At 71.3% G+C, this 16,830-nt stretch carries 15 protein-coding genes; 9 read left to right on the top strand and 6 right to left on the bottom strand.

The window, feature by feature from the left end:
* Nucleotides 1-145 precede the first annotated feature (145 nt).
* From ACLVWQ_RS06595 to ACLVWQ_RS06560, 8 genes are all read left to right on the top strand, one after another.
* Nucleotides 146-1,330: an ROK family protein gene (locus tag ACLVWQ_RS06595; protein ID WP_414107210.1), complete on the top strand. Its 1,185-nt coding sequence runs from the start codon at nucleotides 146-148 to the stop codon at nucleotides 1,328-1,330.
* Nucleotides 1,331-1,361: 31 nt separating this feature from the next.
* The gene (locus ACLVWQ_RS06590; RefSeq protein WP_414107209.1) at nucleotides 1,362-2,168 is read left to right on the top strand and encodes an ABC transporter permease; all 807 of its coding nucleotides are present in this window, start codon (nucleotides 1,362-1,364) and stop codon (nucleotides 2,166-2,168) included.
* Nucleotides 2,165-3,007 (top strand): ABC transporter ATP-binding protein, encoded by an 843-nt coding sequence (locus ACLVWQ_RS06585; RefSeq protein ID WP_414107208.1) that lies wholly within the window; start codon nucleotides 2,165-2,167, stop codon nucleotides 3,005-3,007. The genes ACLVWQ_RS06590 and ACLVWQ_RS06585 overlap by 4 nt, the downstream gene beginning before the upstream one ends.
* 168 nt (nucleotides 3,008-3,175) lie before the next feature.
* Nucleotides 3,176-4,150 (top strand): aliphatic sulfonate ABC transporter substrate-binding protein, encoded by a 975-nt coding sequence (locus ACLVWQ_RS06580; protein ID WP_414107207.1) that lies wholly within the window; start codon nucleotides 3,176-3,178, stop codon nucleotides 4,148-4,150.
* Nucleotides 4,147-5,601, top strand: a complete 1,455-nt coding sequence (locus ACLVWQ_RS06575; protein WP_414107206.1) for a sulfatase-like hydrolase/transferase — start codon at nucleotides 4,147-4,149, stop codon at nucleotides 5,599-5,601. Before ACLVWQ_RS06580 ends, ACLVWQ_RS06575 begins: the two co-directional genes overlap by 4 nt.
* Nucleotides 5,602-5,688: 87 nt before the next feature.
* Nucleotides 5,689-8,016, top strand: a complete 2,328-nt coding sequence (locus ACLVWQ_RS06570) for a family 43 glycosylhydrolase (RefSeq protein WP_414107205.1) — start codon at nucleotides 5,689-5,691, stop codon at nucleotides 8,014-8,016.
* 100 nt (nucleotides 8,017-8,116) lie between these two features.
* Entirely contained in the window at nucleotides 8,117-8,710 is a 594-nt protein-coding gene (locus tag ACLVWQ_RS06565; protein WP_414107204.1) for a TetR/AcrR family transcriptional regulator, read from the top strand.
* A 114-nt stretch (nucleotides 8,711-8,824) separates the two neighbouring features.
* The gene (locus ACLVWQ_RS06560) at nucleotides 8,825-9,523 is read left to right on the top strand and encodes a type 1 glutamine amidotransferase domain-containing protein (RefSeq protein ID WP_414107203.1); all 699 of its coding nucleotides are present in this window, start codon (nucleotides 8,825-8,827) and stop codon (nucleotides 9,521-9,523) included.
* 104 nt (nucleotides 9,524-9,627) lie between these two features.
* Here the strand turns inward: ACLVWQ_RS06560 and ACLVWQ_RS06555 are convergent, their stop codons facing one another.
* The 6 genes from ACLVWQ_RS06555 to ACLVWQ_RS06530 are packed head-to-tail and all read right to left on the bottom strand — an operon-like array spanning nucleotide 9,628 to nucleotide 15,757.
* The gene (locus tag ACLVWQ_RS06555) at nucleotides 9,628-10,503 is read right to left on the bottom strand and encodes a phosphogluconate dehydrogenase C-terminal domain-containing protein (protein WP_414107202.1); all 876 of its coding nucleotides are present in this window, start codon (nucleotides 10,501-10,503) and stop codon (nucleotides 9,628-9,630) included.
* Nucleotides 10,503-11,363, bottom strand: coding sequence for a sugar phosphate isomerase/epimerase family protein (locus tag ACLVWQ_RS06550; protein ID WP_414107201.1), 861 nt, complete (start codon nucleotides 11,361-11,363; stop codon nucleotides 10,503-10,505). Before ACLVWQ_RS06550 ends, ACLVWQ_RS06555 begins: the two co-directional genes overlap by 1 nt.
* A complete protein-coding gene (locus ACLVWQ_RS06545; RefSeq protein WP_414107200.1) occupies nucleotides 11,360-12,142 on the bottom strand; it encodes a triose-phosphate isomerase in 783 nt (260 codons plus the stop codon). The genes ACLVWQ_RS06550 and ACLVWQ_RS06545 overlap by 4 nt, the downstream gene beginning before the upstream one ends.
* Nucleotides 12,142-12,624: a ribose-5-phosphate isomerase gene (locus tag ACLVWQ_RS06540; RefSeq protein WP_414107199.1), complete on the bottom strand. Its 483-nt coding sequence runs from the start codon at nucleotides 12,622-12,624 to the stop codon at nucleotides 12,142-12,144. Before ACLVWQ_RS06540 ends, ACLVWQ_RS06545 begins: the two co-directional genes overlap by 1 nt.
* Nucleotides 12,625-12,635: 11 nt before the next feature.
* Nucleotides 12,636-14,390, bottom strand: coding sequence for a dihydroxyacetone kinase family protein (locus tag ACLVWQ_RS06535; RefSeq protein WP_414107198.1), 1,755 nt, complete (start codon nucleotides 14,388-14,390; stop codon nucleotides 12,636-12,638).
* A complete protein-coding gene (locus tag ACLVWQ_RS06530) occupies nucleotides 14,387-15,757 on the bottom strand; it encodes an MFS transporter (RefSeq protein WP_414107197.1) in 1,371 nt (456 codons plus the stop codon). The genes ACLVWQ_RS06535 and ACLVWQ_RS06530 overlap by 4 nt, the downstream gene beginning before the upstream one ends.
* A gap of 237 nt (nucleotides 15,758-15,994) precedes the next feature.
* Between ACLVWQ_RS06530 and ACLVWQ_RS06525 the strand changes: the two genes are divergently transcribed.
* Nucleotides 15,995-16,771, top strand: a complete 777-nt coding sequence (locus ACLVWQ_RS06525; RefSeq protein WP_414107196.1) for a FadR/GntR family transcriptional regulator — start codon at nucleotides 15,995-15,997, stop codon at nucleotides 16,769-16,771.
* Nucleotides 16,772-16,830 lie beyond the last annotated feature (59 nt).

Here is a 16,830-nt window from a genome sequence, read left to right as displayed (position 1 = left end):
CCTCATGAAACGTGACCGTGTCGCACGACACCCCCCAAGACGGCTCTGACCTGCGGGTATTAACCCTTCCGAGGGATGGTTCCGAGGTTGCTGATTTATTCCGGACTGTTGACGTAAAAGCAACGGGGTCCGCATCCTGTGCCCCATGGCACACGACCACGAGGGTCCCCTGGCCCGGCTCCGCCGCGGTCACGAGGAACTCGTCCTGCGGCACCTGCGCACGCACGGCCCGCTCAGCAGGGGCGAGTTGGGGCGGCTGACCGGGCTGTCCCGGACGACCCTGTACGACATCGTGGCCGCCCTCGTGGACGGCGGCGCCGTGGTGGCCGCGGCGCCGGCCGCGGTCGAGCGGCGGCGTGGCCGGCCGGTCGAGACCCTGAGTCTCCACCGGGACGCGGGCCAGGCCATCGGCATCGACTTCGCCCGCCGAGCGGTGCACGTCGCCGCGGTCAACGTCGCCCACGAGGTGATCGGTTCCGAGAGCGCCCCGCACGGTCCGGGGCTGACCTGGGAGGAGCGGGTCGACCTCGCCGCACGGCTGGTCGGCGGCCTTGCCGGGGGCACGCTGCGCCTCGGGTCGCTCAGCGGTATCGGTGTGGGCGTGGTGGGACCGGTGCACGACGCCCCGGCCGCCGAGCGGGCCGGCTCCCCCGCCGCAGGGACGCCCCGTGCGGACCTGCCGGTGCTGCTGCGCAAGCGGTTCGGCGTCCCCGTACTGCTCGACAACAACACCCGGCTCGCGGCGCTGGCCGAGGCGACCTGGGGAGCTGCCGCCGGGGTCGAGGACGTGCTCTATCTGCGGCTGTCGCACGGGGTCGGCGGAGGTCTGGTCGTGGGCGGCGCCCTGCACCGGGGCGCCCACGGCTTGTCCGGCGAGTTCGGCCACATCACCGTCGAACCGGGCGGCCGGCGATGTTCGTGCGGCAAGGACGGCTGCCTGGAGACGGTGGCCTCGATCGGCGCCGTGCTAGACGCCCGGCCCACCGCGGGTGACCTGGACGGCTTCCTCGCGGCGCTGCCCACGGACCCGGCCGCGCGCCAGGTGATGGACGACGTCGGCACCCAGGTGGGCACCGTCCTCGCGGCCGTGTGCAACGCGGTCGGCCCGCACGTCATGGTGCTCGGCGGCGAGGTCGCCGAGGCCGGGGCCGCCCTCTTCGCACCCGTCGAGCGCGCCCTGTCCGCCAACCTGATGCCGGTCTCCCGGCCCGGCATCGACCTGCGCCACGCCACGCTCGGCGAGGTGGGCGGCGCACTCGGCGCCATCGCGCTCGTCCTGCACGAATCACCCCTGCTCACCCGCTATCAGACACCGAACTCCGTGGAGTGAACGTGACCGTCCCCGTGCCGCCGAGGTCGCCATGACCGCGCTCATCGCACCCGACAAGAAGCCCGCCCCGTCCGCGCCGCGACGCCGGTCCCGGACCGTGCCCCCGCTGGTGCTCAACCTGGTGGCGCTCGCCCTGGGTGTCGCCGTGTGGGCGATCTCAGCCTCGGCCCACCTGGTCGACGTGCCGGGCCCCGTGTCGGTCGGCTCCCGCGCCGTGGAGATGGCGGGCGACGGCACGCTGGGCGCGGACGCGCTGGCCAGTCTGCGCCGGGTCTTCCTCGGCTTCGCCCTCGGCACCCTGCTCGCCGTGCCCGTCGGCTTCCTGATGGGCTGGTACCCGCTGGCCCGTGGTCTGCTCGAACCGTATGTGCAGTTCTTCAGGACCGTGCCTCCGCTGGCGATCATCCCGCTGGCCATCGTGCTGATGGGCATCGGCGAGACACCCAAGGTCTTCGTGATCTTCCTGGCCGCGTTCCTGTCCAGTGTGGTCGCCGCGTTCCAGGGGGTGATCGGCGTGGACAGCACGCTCGTCAACGCGGCCCGGGTGCTGGGTGCCCGGGACCGCGTGATCTTCCTCAAGGTGGTCGTCCCGGCCGCCACCCCGTTCCTGCTCGTCGGCATGCGGATCGGGCTCGGGGCCTCCTGGGGCACGGTGGTCGCCGCCGAGCTCATCGCCGCGGACAAGGGACTCGGCTACGAGATGATGCACGCGCAGACCTACTACGACCTGCCGACGATCTTCGTCGGGCTGATCAGCATCGGTGTGATCGGCCTGGTGATGGACCGCCTGCTGCAGCGGGCCGAGCGCCACCTCACGGCCTGGCAGGAGCGACGATGACCTCTGCGTCCGCACACACGTCCGCGACGGGGGCCCAAGCCAAAGCCGCGTCCGGGGCCAAGATCTCCTTCCGGCGGGCCGGCAAGACCTTCCCGCTCAAGCAGGGGCAGTTCACCGCTCTCGACGAGGTGTCCCTGGACATCGCCGACCGCGAGTTCGTGACGGTCGTGGGCCCCTCGGGCTGCGGCAAGTCGACACTGCTGAACCTGGCGGCCGGCCTGGCCGAGCCGACCACCGGTCAGGTCCTGGTCGACGGGGCCGTCGTGACCGGCCCAGGACCCGAGCGCGGTGTCATCTTCCAGCAGTACGCGCTCTTCCCCTGGCTCACCGTGCGCGGCAACGTCGAGTTCGGCCTCAAGCTCACCTCCCTGTCCGCCGCCGAGCGGCGCCGCAAGGCCGACCACGCCATCGAACTGGTCGGGCTCACGGATTTCGCCGACGCCCTCCCCAAGACGCTGTCCGGCGGCATGAAGCAGCGGTGCGCCATCGCACGGGCCTACGCGGTCGACCCCGAGGTCCTGCTGATGGACGAGCCGTTCGGTGCCCTGGACGCCCTCACCCGGGTGCAGTTGCAGGATCAGCTGCTGCGCACCTGGACCCAGGAGCGGCGCACCGTCCTCTTCGTCACCCACGACGTGGACGAGGCCGTCTATCTGGCCCGTCGCGTCGTCGTGATGGCCGCCCGGCCGGGGCGCGTGCACCGGGTCGTCGACGTGGACCTGCCCTACCCGCGGACCGAGGAACTGCGCCTGTCCCCCGAGTTCACCCGCATCCGCAACGAAGTCTGGCACTCGGTGTACCACCAGGAACAGGCCGGCCCGGCGACCCCGGTGACCTGACCGGCGGCGGACGCGGCTCTCCGCCCCCGCCGCCCCTTCCTGTCCCGTCCCCGCCCCGGGGCTGCGGCCCCCAGACCCCCGCATCGGCCTTGACCGGCCTCGTCCTCGAACCCCGGACGGGCCGCATGCGCGCTCCCCTCCCTCAGGTCTCCCGAAAGGCCCAGCGTCATGAGCATGTCCCGCCGTACCCTCCTCGCCTCGTTCTCGGCCACCTCGCTGGCGCTCGCCCTGTCGTCCTGCTCCTCGGACGACGGGGACGGAGGCGGTACGAAGATCCGCTTCGGCTACATCGCCGACTACAACGGGGCCAGCCTGCCGGCCATCGCCGACGACCAGGGCCTGTGGAAGAAGCACGGCCTGTCCGCCTCGTACAAGACGTTCGTCAACGGGCCCATCCAGATCCAGGCGCTGGGCAGCGGGGACCTCGACTACGGGTACATCGGTCCCGGTGCGCTGTGGCTGCCCGCGTCGGGCAAGGCACGCGTGGTCGCGATCGACACCCTCACCTACGCCGACCGCGTGATCGCCAAACCGGGCATCACCACACTGGCCGGCCTCAAGGGCAAGAAGGTCGGCGTCCCGGAGGGCACCTCGGGCGAGATGGTCCTCCAGCTCGCGCTGCGCGACGCCGGGATGACGATGGACGACATCAAGAAGGTCGCGATGGACGCGCCGACGATCGTCTCGGCGTTCTCCGCCGGGCAGATCGACGGGGCCGGCATCAACTACCCGCTCATCGACACCATCAAGCAGAAGGTGCCCGACCTGGTCGAGCTGGCGAGCACCAAGGACATCGGCGGCTCCTTCCCGACCGCGTTCGTCACCGGCGGGAAGAAGGGGCCCGCCGAGGCGAAGGTCGTCAAGGTGCTCCAGGAGGCCAACGACTGGCGCGCGGCGCACCCCGAGGAGTCGGTCACGCTCACGGCCGCGCTCCTGAAGCTGCCCGAGGACAAGGTGGCCGCGGACGCGAGTCACGTCGAGACACTGACGACCGCCGAACTCGTCGCCCGGACGAAGGACGGCACGGTCGACAAGTGGCTCGACGGCATGAGCGACTTCTTCGTGAGCACCGGACAGCTCAAGAAGTCACCGGACGCGGCCTCCTACTACGCGGGCGACGTCTACACGAAGGCCGCCGCGTGAACCTCCTCTTCCTGATGACCGACCAGCACCGCGTGGACACGCTGGGCTGTTACGGCAATCCGCACGTCGCCACCCCCCATCTCGACCGGCTGGCCGCCACCGGGACCCGCTTCGACCGCTTCTACACGCCCACCGCCATCTGCACACCGGCGCGGGCCAGTCTGCTCACCGGCCAGGCCCCCTTCCGGCACCGGCTGCTCGCCAACTACGAGCGCAACGTCGGCTATCTGGAGGACCTGGACGAGGACACCTTCACCTTCCCCGCCGCCCTGGCCGAACGCGACTACCAGCTGGGCCTGGTGGGCAAGTGGCACGTCGGCACCCGCCGCAACGCGGCCTCCTACGGCTTCGAGGGGCCCGACCTGCCGGGCTGGCACAACCCGGTCGACCACCCCGACTACCTCGCCTATCTCAAGGAGCGGGACCTGCCGCCGTACCGCATCACCGATCCGGTGCGCGGCACCACGCCCAACGGCAACCCGGGCAACCTGCTCGCCGCGCGTCTCCAGCAGCCGGTGGAGGCGACCTTCGAGTACTACCTCGCGACCCGCGCCATCGAGCTCCTGGAGAAGTACGCCGCCGACGGCCGGCCCTTCTATCTGGCCACCCACTTCTTCGGGCCGCATCTGCCCTATCTGCTGCCGGACGCCTACTACGACCTCTACGACCCGGAGCTGGTCGAGCTGCCCGCCTCGATCGCCGAGACCTTCGAGGGCAAACCACCCGTGCAGCGCAACTACAGCGCGCACTGGACGTTCGACACCATGCCGCTGGAGGTCACCCGCAAACTCATCGCCGTCTACTGGGGTTACGTCACCCTCGTCGACGAGCAGATCGGGCGCGTCCTCACCCGGCTCGACGAACTCGGCCTCCAGGACGACACGTCGGTCTTCTTCACCGCCGACCACGGCGAGTTCACCGGCTCCCACCGGCTGCACGACAAAGGCCCGGCGATGTACGAGGACATCTACCGCATCCCCGGCATCATCCGGGTGCCGGGCCAACCCCCGCAGGTGCGGGAGGAGTTCGTCAGCCTCACCGACTGCACGGCGACCGTTCTCGAACTGGCCGGCTGCGACCCGGAGCCCGCCACCGACAGCCGCAGCCTGCTGCCGCTGGTGCGCGGCGAACACCCCGAGTGGCCGGAGGAACTGCTCGCCGAGTTCCACGGCCACCACTTCCCGTACCCCCAGCGCATGTTGCGCGACACCCGCTACAAGCTGATCGTCAACCCCGACTCGGTCAACGAGCTGTACGACCTCCAGGCGGATCCGCACGAGCTGGCCAACCGCTACCCGGACCCCGGGCTGGAGGACGTCAGGCGCCGTCTGATGCGCCGTCTGTACGACCTGCTCCGGGAGCGCGGTGACAACTTCCACCACTGGATGACGTCCATGTTCGACATCGGCACCTCCGACTACGACCCGACCCTGAGCTCCTTCGAGTCCTGAGTTCTTCCGGGCCCTGATCCTTCGAGCCCTGCATTCTTCGAGCCCTGCATTCTTCGAAACGAGTCGAGCAGAGAGGTCACGCCCGTCGTGAACCGAAGAACGAGCCGTACCGCGTACGTCGTCGCCGCACTCGCCGGCCTCCTCCTCGCGGTCCTCCCGCCCGCCGGGCCCGCGACGGCAGCCCCGGCGGGCCCGCCACGGGCGTCCGCGTACACCAACCCGGTGACCGCCGGCACCGTCGACACCTTTCCCGACCCGGCGGTGATCCGCGGCAAGGACGGCTCCTGGTACGCCTACGGCACCCAGAACCCGGTCTTCCAGACCCAGGGCGAGACCGGCGAGCGCATGCTGCCGATCCTCAAGTCCGCCGACCTCACCCACTGGACGTACGCGGGCCAGGTGTTCACGCCTGCCACACAGCCCGCCTGGCACGGCGGTTCACGGCTGTGGGCGCCCGACATCCGGTACACGGACGGCCACTACAACCTCTTCTACTCGGTGCCGGACAAGGACACCGTCGGGGTGGCCACCGCGCCCACGCCGACCGGCCCCTGGACCGACGCGGGTGCCGTGCTGCCGGCGGACAGCGGCTGTGCCACCGGCGACATCGACCAGGCCCAGTTCACCGACGTGGGCGGTCAGCCGTATCTGTACTGGGGCAGTTACGACACGATCTGCGTGGCACGGATGAACGGCGACCGCACCCGGATCGAGGGCGCCGTCACCGAGGTGGCCCAGGGCCGGCGCATGGAGGGCGGGTTCGTCGTCCGCCGCGACGGCTACTACTACCTCTTCTACTCGGACGCGGGCTGCTGCGACGGCGCGTACAGCGGCTACCAGGTCAAGGTGGGCCGCGCCACCGATCCGACCGGGCCCTTCACCGACGACCGGGGCGTCGACCTGCTGTCCCCCGTCAGCAAGGGCGGCATCGTGGTCGGTTCGAGCGACCGCTGGATCGGGCCGGGGCACAACGCGCTGCAGACCGACCTGTCCGGGCAGGACTGGCTCGTCTACCACGCGATTCCCGCCGACGACCCCGACCTCGATCTGGTGCCGGGCATCGACCGCACCCTCAGCAGGCGTCCCATGCTGGTCGACCGGCTCGACTGGATCGACGGCTGGCCCGTCGTCCGGGCCGGCGCGGGTCCCTCCTCGAACGGCAGCGAGTCACCCGTCACCTCCTGGGCGGCCGGCGGTTCCTTCCACGACGGCTCGCTCGGCGGTTGGCAGGCCCAGGGCTCCGGTACGGCGGCCTGGGCGACGGCCACCGAGCAGGACCCCGGCACCTTCGCCACCCACTCCGGCAGCGCCACCGACCCGGCCTTCCTCGTGAGCTCCGGCAACGCCCCCGCCCAGGTGCGCGCCGAGGCCGATCTGCGGGTCACCGCGGCGGGCGGCTCCGCCGGTCTGGTCCTCGCCTACAAGAACCCCGCGAACCACGTCGTGGCCTGGCTGGACCGTGCCCGCAACGCCCTGGTCACCGACGTCAGGGTGAAGGGGGTCAGCGCCGGGCGCCAGGTGACCGCACTCCCCTCCGGCTTCCTGTGGGGCGCCTGGCGCAACGTGGCCGCCGAACTGCGGGGCACCCGGCTCACCGTCGAGGTGAGCGCCGACCGGCTGCACGACGCCGTGGCCACCCAGACCCGTACCGTGCCCGCGGCGGCCGCACGGGCCGGCAAGGTGGGCACCGCCGCACTCGGCGGCGGAGCCGACGCCGACAACGTGGGCGCCGTGAAGCTGTACCAGCCGGTCACCCGGCGGGTCGCCGATCCACGGCCCGGTGCGCTGCTGCCCGCGCACAGCGACGAGTTCGACTCCGGCACCCTGTCCTCCGACTGGAGCTGGGTGCGGGGCCCGGCCGCCGGAGCCTCGACCGGCGACGGCGAGCTGTCCTGGCCGACGCAGAACGCCGAGCTGAACCTCGGCAACAACACCGCCTCGGTCCTCACCCGGGCCGCACCGGCCGGCGACTTCACCGTGGAGACCAAGCTCGACCTGGCGAACGGTCCGGGCAACCAGCAGGCCGGGCTGGTGCTGTACGGAGGGGACGACCGGTACTTCAAGCTGGTGCACGCGGTGCTGCCGCTGAGCCACACCACCGGGAAGGTCACCCACGTCACCGAGTTCGCGAAGGAGGGCCCCCGGCCCACGACCACCCCGCCGACCGCGGTGGCGTACGGCCCGATGTTCGGCGGCCCGCCCGCCCGGACACTTTGGATGCGGCTGGCGTACCACGCCGACGAGGCGGGCGGCGAGCACGAGGTACGGGCCGCCACCAGCACCGACGGGACCCACTGGACGTGGACCGGGGGGTGGACCCTGCCCAGGGAGCAGGCGCTGCGGATCGGTCTGGTGTCGCTCAACACCGCCGGGGCGACGGCCCACTTCGACTACGTACGCACCTATCGCGGCTGAGCAGGCGGGTGGTCCGCTCCCCCAGGGCGCGGACCACCCGGCGTCAGTGGCCCCGAACGGCGACTAGACGACCGGTCTAATCGCGGCTATGGTCATACCCATGCCAGCCAACGCACGCACCGGCGACACCCGCCGGAACATCCTCGACGTCGCCCAGCGGATCATGGCCCACAAGGGCTACTCCGCGGTCGGCATCAACGAGGTGCTCGCGGAGGCCGGCGTCCCGAAGGGCTCCTTCTACCACTACTTCGCGTCGAAGGACGCCTTCGGGGAAGCCCTGCTGCGCAACTACTTCGACGAGTACGTGGCCGACACGGAGCGCATCTTCGCCCAGCCCGGCCGGTCGGCCGCCGAGCGGATGACCGCCTACTGGCAGCAGTGGCGGGAGACCCAGAGCGTCGACGACTGCCAGGGAAAGTGCCTGGCGGTCAAGCTCGGCGCCGAGGTCTCCGACCTGTCCGAGCCGATGCGACTGGCCTTGAAGGAGGGCACCGACGCGATCGTCGACCGCCTGGAGCGGATGATCTCCGAGGGTCTCGCGGACGGGTCGATCAGCATCGACGGCAGCCCCCGCGAGACGGCGCAGGTCCTCTACGACCTGTGGCTCGGCGGGAGCGTCATGGCCAAGATCCACCGCAGTCTCGCGCCACTCGACACCACCACGGCGATGACCCGCCGGCTTCTGCACCTCTGACCACGCACTCTTCACACCGGCCCGCAACCTGGGCGCTTCCTTTTGCCCGACACTAGACGACCGGTCTACTCGAACCGCGTCCACATGACGCATCCGCATCCCAAGGAGACAGACATGAAGGTTCTGATCGTTCTCACCTCGCACGACCAGCTCGGCGACACCGGCCGCAAGACCGGATTCTGGCTGGAGGAGCTGGCGGCTCCCTACTACCGCTTCAAGGAGGCCGGCTGGGAGATGGTGCTCGCCTCCCCCAAGGGGGGCCGGCCGCCGCTGGACCCGAAGAGCAACGAGCCCGACTTCCGGACCGAGCTGACCCGCCGGTTCGAGTCCGACGCGGAGGCGACCACGGCGCTGTCGCACACGGTGCGCCTGGATTCGGTCTCGGCCGACGACTTCGACACGGTCTTCTACCCGGGCGGCCACGGCCCGCTGTGGGACCTGGCCGAGGACGCGCACTCCGCGCGGCTGATCGAGACGACGCTGCGCTCGGGCAAGCCGCTCGCCGTGGTCTGCCACGCCCCCGGCGTCCTGCGGCACACGGTCGACGAGGACGGCGCCCCGCTGGTCCGGGGCAGGAGGGTCACCGGGTTCGCCAACTCCGAGGAGGAAGCGGTCGCGCTCACCGAGATCGTCCCCTTCCTCGTCGAGGACGAACTGAAGCGCCTGGGCGGCGTCTACTCCAAGGCCGGCGACTGGGAGCCCCATGTCGTCCAGGACGGTCTGCTGATCACCGGGCAGAACCCGGCCTCCTCCGGCCCCGCGGCCGACGCCCTCGTCGAACTGGCCGGCCAGGTCGGCACGACGGGCGCGTGAGTGTGCACGGCGCCGCGTTCAGGTAGCGCCGACGGCGACATCAGCTGCTGACGCCGATGCCGGCCTGCGGGGCGGGTGGCACCGGCGTCAGCATCGTCGTGGGGTCAGCGCTTGATCTCCTTGATCTTCAGCATGCGCGTGATGACCTTGTCGAGCTCGCCGTCGTCGAAGACCTTCTTCCAGTCGTCGCGCACGATGGACTCACGGCCGTAGTCCATGGCGATCAGGCAGGCGTCCGAGAAGGGGTTGGAGCCCTTGAGGGTGTTCGCCAGGGCGACCTGGGTGTGGCCCAGGAGCATCGCGCGGGCCGCCTTCTCCGGGACGCCGACGGTGTGCACGGTCTCGTGCAGCGCCTCGGTGAGAAGCGCGCCGACCATGCAGGCGATCGTCTCGACGAGGGTCGGCTCCAGGACGGCGAGCTGCTTGACGGTGACCCAGTGGACGTCGACCACGGGCGCGTACATCACGCGGATGACGGAGTCGGCCAGTTCCCGCTTGGCCTCGTCACCGCCCTCGTACGCGGCGACGACCTCCTGCGGGGCGGCGATGCCACCGAAGGTGTCCTGCCACTCCTCCTCGGTGGTCCGCTCCAGGAACACCGACGGGTGGCAGGGGTGGGCGCACGCGTAGTGGATGTCGGCCCGGTTGAACAGCAGACCCGCGTACGCGGCGGCCGGGTCGAGGGTGAGGACGACCGTGCCCGGCTTCATGAGGGGGACGAGTTCCTCGGAGACCTTGCCGAGGACGACGTCCGGTACGGCGAGGATGACCACGTCTGCCTCGGCGACGGCGTCGGCGGACCCGGTCAGCTCCCGGCCCAGGCCGCGGACGAGCTCCTGGCCCTGGGGCGAGGCCTCGCTGAAGAGCACCCGGAAGTCGCTCTCGACCAGGTTGTTGGAGACACGCTGGCCCATCTTGCCGGCGGCCCCGATGACGGCGACGGTCGTGACGTCTGCCTGGGTCTGGATCTCGGTGGCCATTACTCGCTCCTCAGAAGGGTGTTGATGCTGTGCTGCGTCCACTGGTGTTCGAGCCGGGCGGTGACGTCGAAGCCCTCGTCCTGCCACGGGAGCCAGTGCTCCACGATCTGGTTGATGTCACGGCCCGGCCGGGCCGCCCCGACGGCCGCGATCATGGCGGCGTGGTCGAGGAGGCCCTCACCCAGGGGGCAGCCGGCGTAGGTGAAGCCGACCCAGCCGTCCCGGCGGGTGAAGGCGAAGTCCTTGACGTGGATGTTGACCACGTACGGCGCGGTGGCCGCGACGACGTCGGCGGGGCGCTCCAGGCGGGCGACGCTGTTGCCCGGGTCCAGGACGACGCCGAGCCGTTCGCTGTCGGCCCCGGTCACGACCGTCAGCAGGTCGTCGGTGGACACCTGCTCGTAGGTCTCCAGACCGAGGGTCACCCCGGCGTCCTCGTAGCGGGGCAGCGCCTCCTTGAGCAGGGACACGGCCTCGGTGGTGTCGGGCCGGTGGTCCGCGGTGTTGAGCATGGAGCGGACCAGGGTGACGTCCAACTGCTCCGCCAGGTCCAGATACCTGAGCAGGTGGCCGGGGCGGACCCCGCGGGTGCCCAGTTCCAGAGCGAGTCCGAGGTCGCGTGCCGCGGCCCGGACGTCGGCGAGCTGCGCGGAGTCGTACGACTCGATGGGCGCGTAGTCGCAGATCTGGAAGACCTGGCCGCCCAGTTCGGCGGTGTCGCGGAGCATCTCGGGGAGCGTCATGGGCCGGGGCGCCCGGGTGGAGAAGCGCCAGAAGTACGCGTACGTGCTGATCCCGTAAGCCGTACTGCTTGCGTGGTCCGTGCCGCCGGTGTGGTCCGTGCTGATCGCGTGGGTCATCGCGCCACCGCCGAGCCGGCCGGGGTGCGGATCTCGTCGAGGACGGCGCGGACGTTGTCCGGGTCGTGGGCGAAGCGGCCGAGAAAGAGGCCGTCCGCCGTTCCCGCGAGCCGGGTGAGCAGGCCGGGGCCCGCGCTGCCGCCGTAGATGACGCTGGAACCGGTGTGGTGGGGGCGCGTGTCGAGCCAGTCCCGCAGGGCCGTGCACACGGCGGCGATGTGCTCGGCCGAGGCCGGCTCCGGTGCGCCGATCGCCCACTGGGGCTCGTAGGCGAGGACGACGGTGCCGTCCAGTCCGTGGAGCAGCCGGGCCGCCTCGGCGACCGTGCGCTCGGCCGCCTCCCGCGGTGTCCCCCGGTCGCGCTCGCCGACGCACAGCACGGGGGTGAGGCCGCTGCGCAGGGCGGCTGCCGTCTTGGCCGCGACGACCGTGTCGCCCTCGCCGTACAGCCGTCGGCGTTCGGCGTGGCCGACCTCGGCGTAGCGGCAGCCGATCTCCTTGAGGAGGGGGCCGCCGACCTCTCCGGTGTACGGTCCGGTGTCCTCGGTGGCGATGTCCTGGGCGCCGATCGCGACGCCGTACGGGGTGAGGATGCCGGCGGCGGGGATCAGGGTCGGGAAGGCCGGCAGGACGAAGAGGCGGGCCTCGCCGGAGGTCACGGCGGGGTGCTCGTCGGCCAGAGTGGCGATCCGCCGGGCCCAGTTGAGCGTCCGGTGATGGCCGAAGTACATCTTCAGGCTCACCCCCAGCAGGAGGGGCGGGCGTGCGGGGGCAGGCATCAGGCGGCCGCTCCGGCGTCGGAGGCGTCCTCGTAGTCGCACATGAGCTGGACCTTCGCCGCGGACGCGGACGTCTCGTCGAAGCGGTAGGTGAGCCACTCGGCGGCGAGACGGCGGGCCAGTTCGATGCCGACGACACGCTGGCCGAAGGTCAGGATCTGCGCGTTGTTGGACAGGACCGCCCGCTCGACGGAGAAGGAGTCATGGGCGGTGACGGCGCGGATGCCCTTGACCTTGTTGGCCGCGATGGCCACGCCGAGGCCGGTGCCGCACACCAGCAGGGCGCGGTCTGCCTCGCCCCGGGCGACCAGCTCGGCGGCCGCGATGGCGACCTTGGGATAGGCGGTGTGTCCGTCGGCGTCGACACCGACGTCGATGACCTCGGCGACCAGGGAACTGCCCAGCAGGTCCTGCTTGAGGGTTTCCTTGTACTGGTGGCCGGCGTCGTCGGATCCGACGACGATACGGAGCTTCTCGGTCATGGCGGCTTTCCTCAGTGCTGGTCGAGCGGGTGGGCGGGCAGGTCGGACAGGGCGCCGTGCACGGCGCGGGTGATGAGGGCGAGCGAGTGGGCGCCCGCGTCGGGGGTGCCCAGGGACTTCTCGGCGTGGGGCCGGGCGCGGCCCTTGCGGGGCAGCAGGTCCGCCGTGGCGGCGGCGGCCCGCTCGGCCGTGGCGGCGGCGCGCTGCCAGGCCTCGGTGAGGCGGGCGCCGTCACCCGCGGCCTCGGCCAGGACGTCGGCGAAGGGCACGAGGACGTCGACCATCGTCTTGTCGCCGACCTCGGCCCCGCCGAGGCGGCGGACGGCGGCGGAGGCTTCCGAGACGCCGCGGGCCACCGCCTCGGCGTTCGGGGCGTCCCGGTCACCGAGTTCCGTACCGAGGGTGCGCAGGATCGTGCCCCACAGGGCGCCCGAGGTGCCACCGGCCTTGTCGGCCCAGGCGTCCCCGGCGTGGACGAGTACGGTTCCGGCGCCCGCGTCGAGGTCGTGGGCGCGGACGGCCGCCCGCAGTGCGGCGGTGGAGCCGCGCCGCATGCCGATGCCGTGGTCGCCGTCTCCCGCCACCGCGTCGATGCGGCCGAGTTCCTCGGCGTGGGTGTCGACGGTGTCGGCCAGGGCGTTCAGGGCCGCGAGGACGGTGCCGGCGGCGGCGCGGGACCGCTCACCGGCGGCCGGGACGCGGATGTCGTCCGTGTCCTCCTCGACGGGGGCCGTCTCGGCGGCCGGGGTCTGCGCGGCCGGGGCGCCCTTGCGGTAGGCGGGTGTGTCGGCCGGCGCCCGCCACAGCTGCTCCAGGCGGTCGTCCAGCCAGGTCAGGGTGAGGGAGACACCGGCCATGTCGAAGCTGGTGACGAGTTCGCCCACCTCCGGGTCGACGATCTCCACGCCCGCCTCACCGAGGAGGGCCGCGACCTTGCGGTAGACGACGAACAGTTCCTCGTACTTGACCGCGCCCAGGCCGTTGAGGATCACGGCGGCGCGCTGTCCCGCCGGGGCCTCGATGTCGGTGGGGAGTTCCTTGAGCAGGGCGCCGACCATGAGGTGCGCCGCCTCGTCGGCGGTCGGCAGGGACTCCTCGCCGATGCCGGGTTCGCCGTGGATGCCGAGGCCGACGGCCATCCGGGCCTCGGGGACGGTGAACAGGGGGTGGTCGGCGCCGGGCAGGGTGCAGCCGGAGAAGGCGATGCCGAAGGAGCGGGTGCGGGCGTTGGCGTGTTCGGCCGCGCGCAGGACCTCGGCCAGCGGCAGCCCTTCCTCGGCCGCCGCCGCGGCGGCCTTGAAGACGGGCAGGTCGCCCGCGATGCCGCGGCGCTCGCCCGACGCGTCGGGCGAGGCGGACGCTATGTCGTCGGTGACGGCCAACGTACGGACCTCGATGCCGTCGCCCGCCAGACGTTCGGCGGCCTGCCCGAAGTGGAGCACGTCGCCCGCGTAGTTGCCGTACATCAGCAGGACGCCGGCGCCTCCGTGGGCGGAGCGGGCCACGGAGCGGATCTGCCGGGCGGAGGGCGAGGCGAAGACGTTGCCGACGGCGGCGCCGTGCGCCAGGCCGCGGCCGACCAGCCCGGAGAAGGCCGGGTAGTGGCCGGAGCCACCGCCGACCACGACGGCGACCTGTCCCGCGGGGGTCCCGGCGGCGCGGACGACGCCGCCGGTGACGGGCCGTACCCAGCCGCGGTGGGCGGCGGCGAAGCCTTCGAGGGCCTCGTCGGCGAAGGCGGCGGGGTCGTTGAAGAGCCGGGTCATCGAAGGGCCTCCATGGGCTGGTGCTCTGCTGCGGAGGCCGGCGGCTCGTCGGTGCCGCCGCGGGCGGACAGCCAGATCATCAGGGCGGCGGACAGGAGCATGAAGAAGCCGACCAGGTAGAGCGGGACGTAGTAGTCGCCGGTCCAGTCCTTGAGCCAGCCGGTGATGTAGCTGGACGCGAATCCGGCGACGTTGCCCGCGGTGTTGATCAGGGCGATGCCGGCGGCCGCCGCGGCTCCGGTCAGGAAGCGGGAGGGCAGGGACCAGAAGACGGGCAGCGCGGCGAAGATGGCACACGCGGTCACGGTGATCACGGCGACCGTGGCGGCCGGGGAGCCCATGGAGAGGGCGAGCGGGATGGAGACACCGCCGACGACGGCCGGTCCGGCCACGTGCCAGACACGGTTGCCGTGCCGGGTGGCGTGGCGCGTCCAGAAGAACAGGACGACGGCGGCGGGCAGATAGGGGATCGCGGTGATCCAGGCCTTGTCCATCACGCTGAAGGTGGTGCCGTACTGCTCCTGGAAGCCGTTGATGATCGTCGGCAGGAAGAAGGCCAGGGCGTACAGGCCGTAGACGAAACCGAAGTAGACCATGGCCAGGGTCCACACCCGGCCGTTGCTGAAGGCCGTCTTGAGGTCGCCCTTGGCGTGCTTGCTCTCGTGACCGGTCTTCTGCGCGTTCTCCGCGGCGAGTTCCTCGGTCAGCCAGGCGCGCTCGGCGGGCGTGAGCCACTTGGCGTCGGCCGGCCGGTCGATGAGGTAGAACCACGCGACGACGCCAAGGACGATGGCCGGAATGGAGACGAACAGGAACATCACGCGCCAGCCCTCGAGGCCGAACAGGCCGTGCCGGCCGATGAGCCAGCCGGCCAGCGGGGCGCCGAACACGGTGGTCAGCGGCTGCGCCAGGTAGAAGAGCCCGAGGATCTTGGTGCGGTGCCGTGAGGGCACCCACTGGCTGAGGAAGAGGATCGCGCCCGGGAAGAAGCCTGCCTCCGCCACTCCGAGGAGGAAGCGCAGGGTGTAGAGCTGGCCGCTGCTGTCCACCCAGGTGAACAGGAGCGAGACGACGCCCCAGGTCACCATGATCCGGGCCAGCCAGCGGCGGGCCCCGAAGCGGTGCAGGGCCATGTTGCTGGGGACCTCCAGCACGATGTACCCGAGGAAGAAGATCCCGGAGGCGAAGCCGAACTGTGCCGCGGTGAGGGCGAGATCCTGCCCCATGCCGTTCGGCTCGGCGAAGGAAACGGCTGTGCGGTCCAGGTAGTTCACGAAGAACATCAGTGCCACGAACGGCACGAGGCGGACTGAGACCTTCTTGATGGCAGTTCTTTCGACTGCCGCGGATGGCGCGTCGGCAACCATGGCGACTCCTCGGATCGCCCGGACAGCTCCGTCCGGGGTGGGTCAGGCCGGACGGCGCGCCGCGCAAGGTGGCCGACCGGAACGTTGTCACGCTATGCCCGACGACTCAAATTGGTCACCAATTTACCAATGTGAGGACGGTCTCATATTCGACCATGGCGCAACTCTTGACAAAACCGTCCTTCGACGCGGAAGAAGCGGCTGGTCAGCCACCTGACCGCCGGGTCTGGTTGACTGGTGACCGTGACCAGTCAGTCCGATGAACAGACCCCCGGGGCCGCCCCCGACCTCGCGCAACTCCTGCGCCCCGTGGTGCGTGAGTCCTCCGTCAGCGAGGTCGCCAAGCGGCTCCTCGACCACCTGTCGGCGGGCGACATCAAGCCCGGCACCCGGCTGCCCGCCGAGCGCCAGCTCGCCGAGGCGCTCAACGTCGCCCGCTCCAGCGTCCGCGGGGCGCTGTCCGCCCTTGACGTGCTGGGCATCATCGAGATCCGGCCCGGCTCGGGCTCGTACGTGCGCGAGGGGACGTCGGAGTTCCTGCCCCGGGCGATCAACTGGGGACTGATGCTGGGCCAGCGGCGCACCCAGGACCTGGTGGAGGTGCGCACCTACCTGGAAGCGGTGTCCGCGCGCCTGGCCGCGGAGCGCGCGACGGACGAGGACCTGACTCTCCTGGAGGAGCACCTCCGGCAGATGCGCGCGGCCGGCGACGACGCCAAGGCCTTCATCGACGCCGACATCGACTTCCACCTGGAGATGGCCCGCATCGCGCGCAACAGCGTGCTCAGCGACATCCTGCACAGCATCCGTGCGCTGCTCCAGGTGTGGATGGAGCGCGTCAGCGACATCGAGGGCACCGTCAGCGGCACGCTGTGCGAGCACGACGCGATCCTGCGGGCGGTCCGGGCGCACGACCCGGAGGGCGCGGACCGGGCCATGGCGGAGCACATGCGGATGGCCAGCCGCCGGCTGCGCGAGTCCGTGGAGAACGAGTCGGGCGGGGCGGCCGGTTAGTCGGCCCGCGGTTTCGTCGGCTGCGGCCCGGGGGTGGCGGGGCCGAAGGATTGCGCAGT

This window comes from Streptomyces sp. CWNU-52B (assembly GCF_047444975.1).
GTDB lineage: Bacteria > Actinomycetota > Actinomycetes > Streptomycetales > Streptomycetaceae > Streptomyces.
This window is presented reverse-complemented; position numbering and strand designations above follow the sequence as displayed.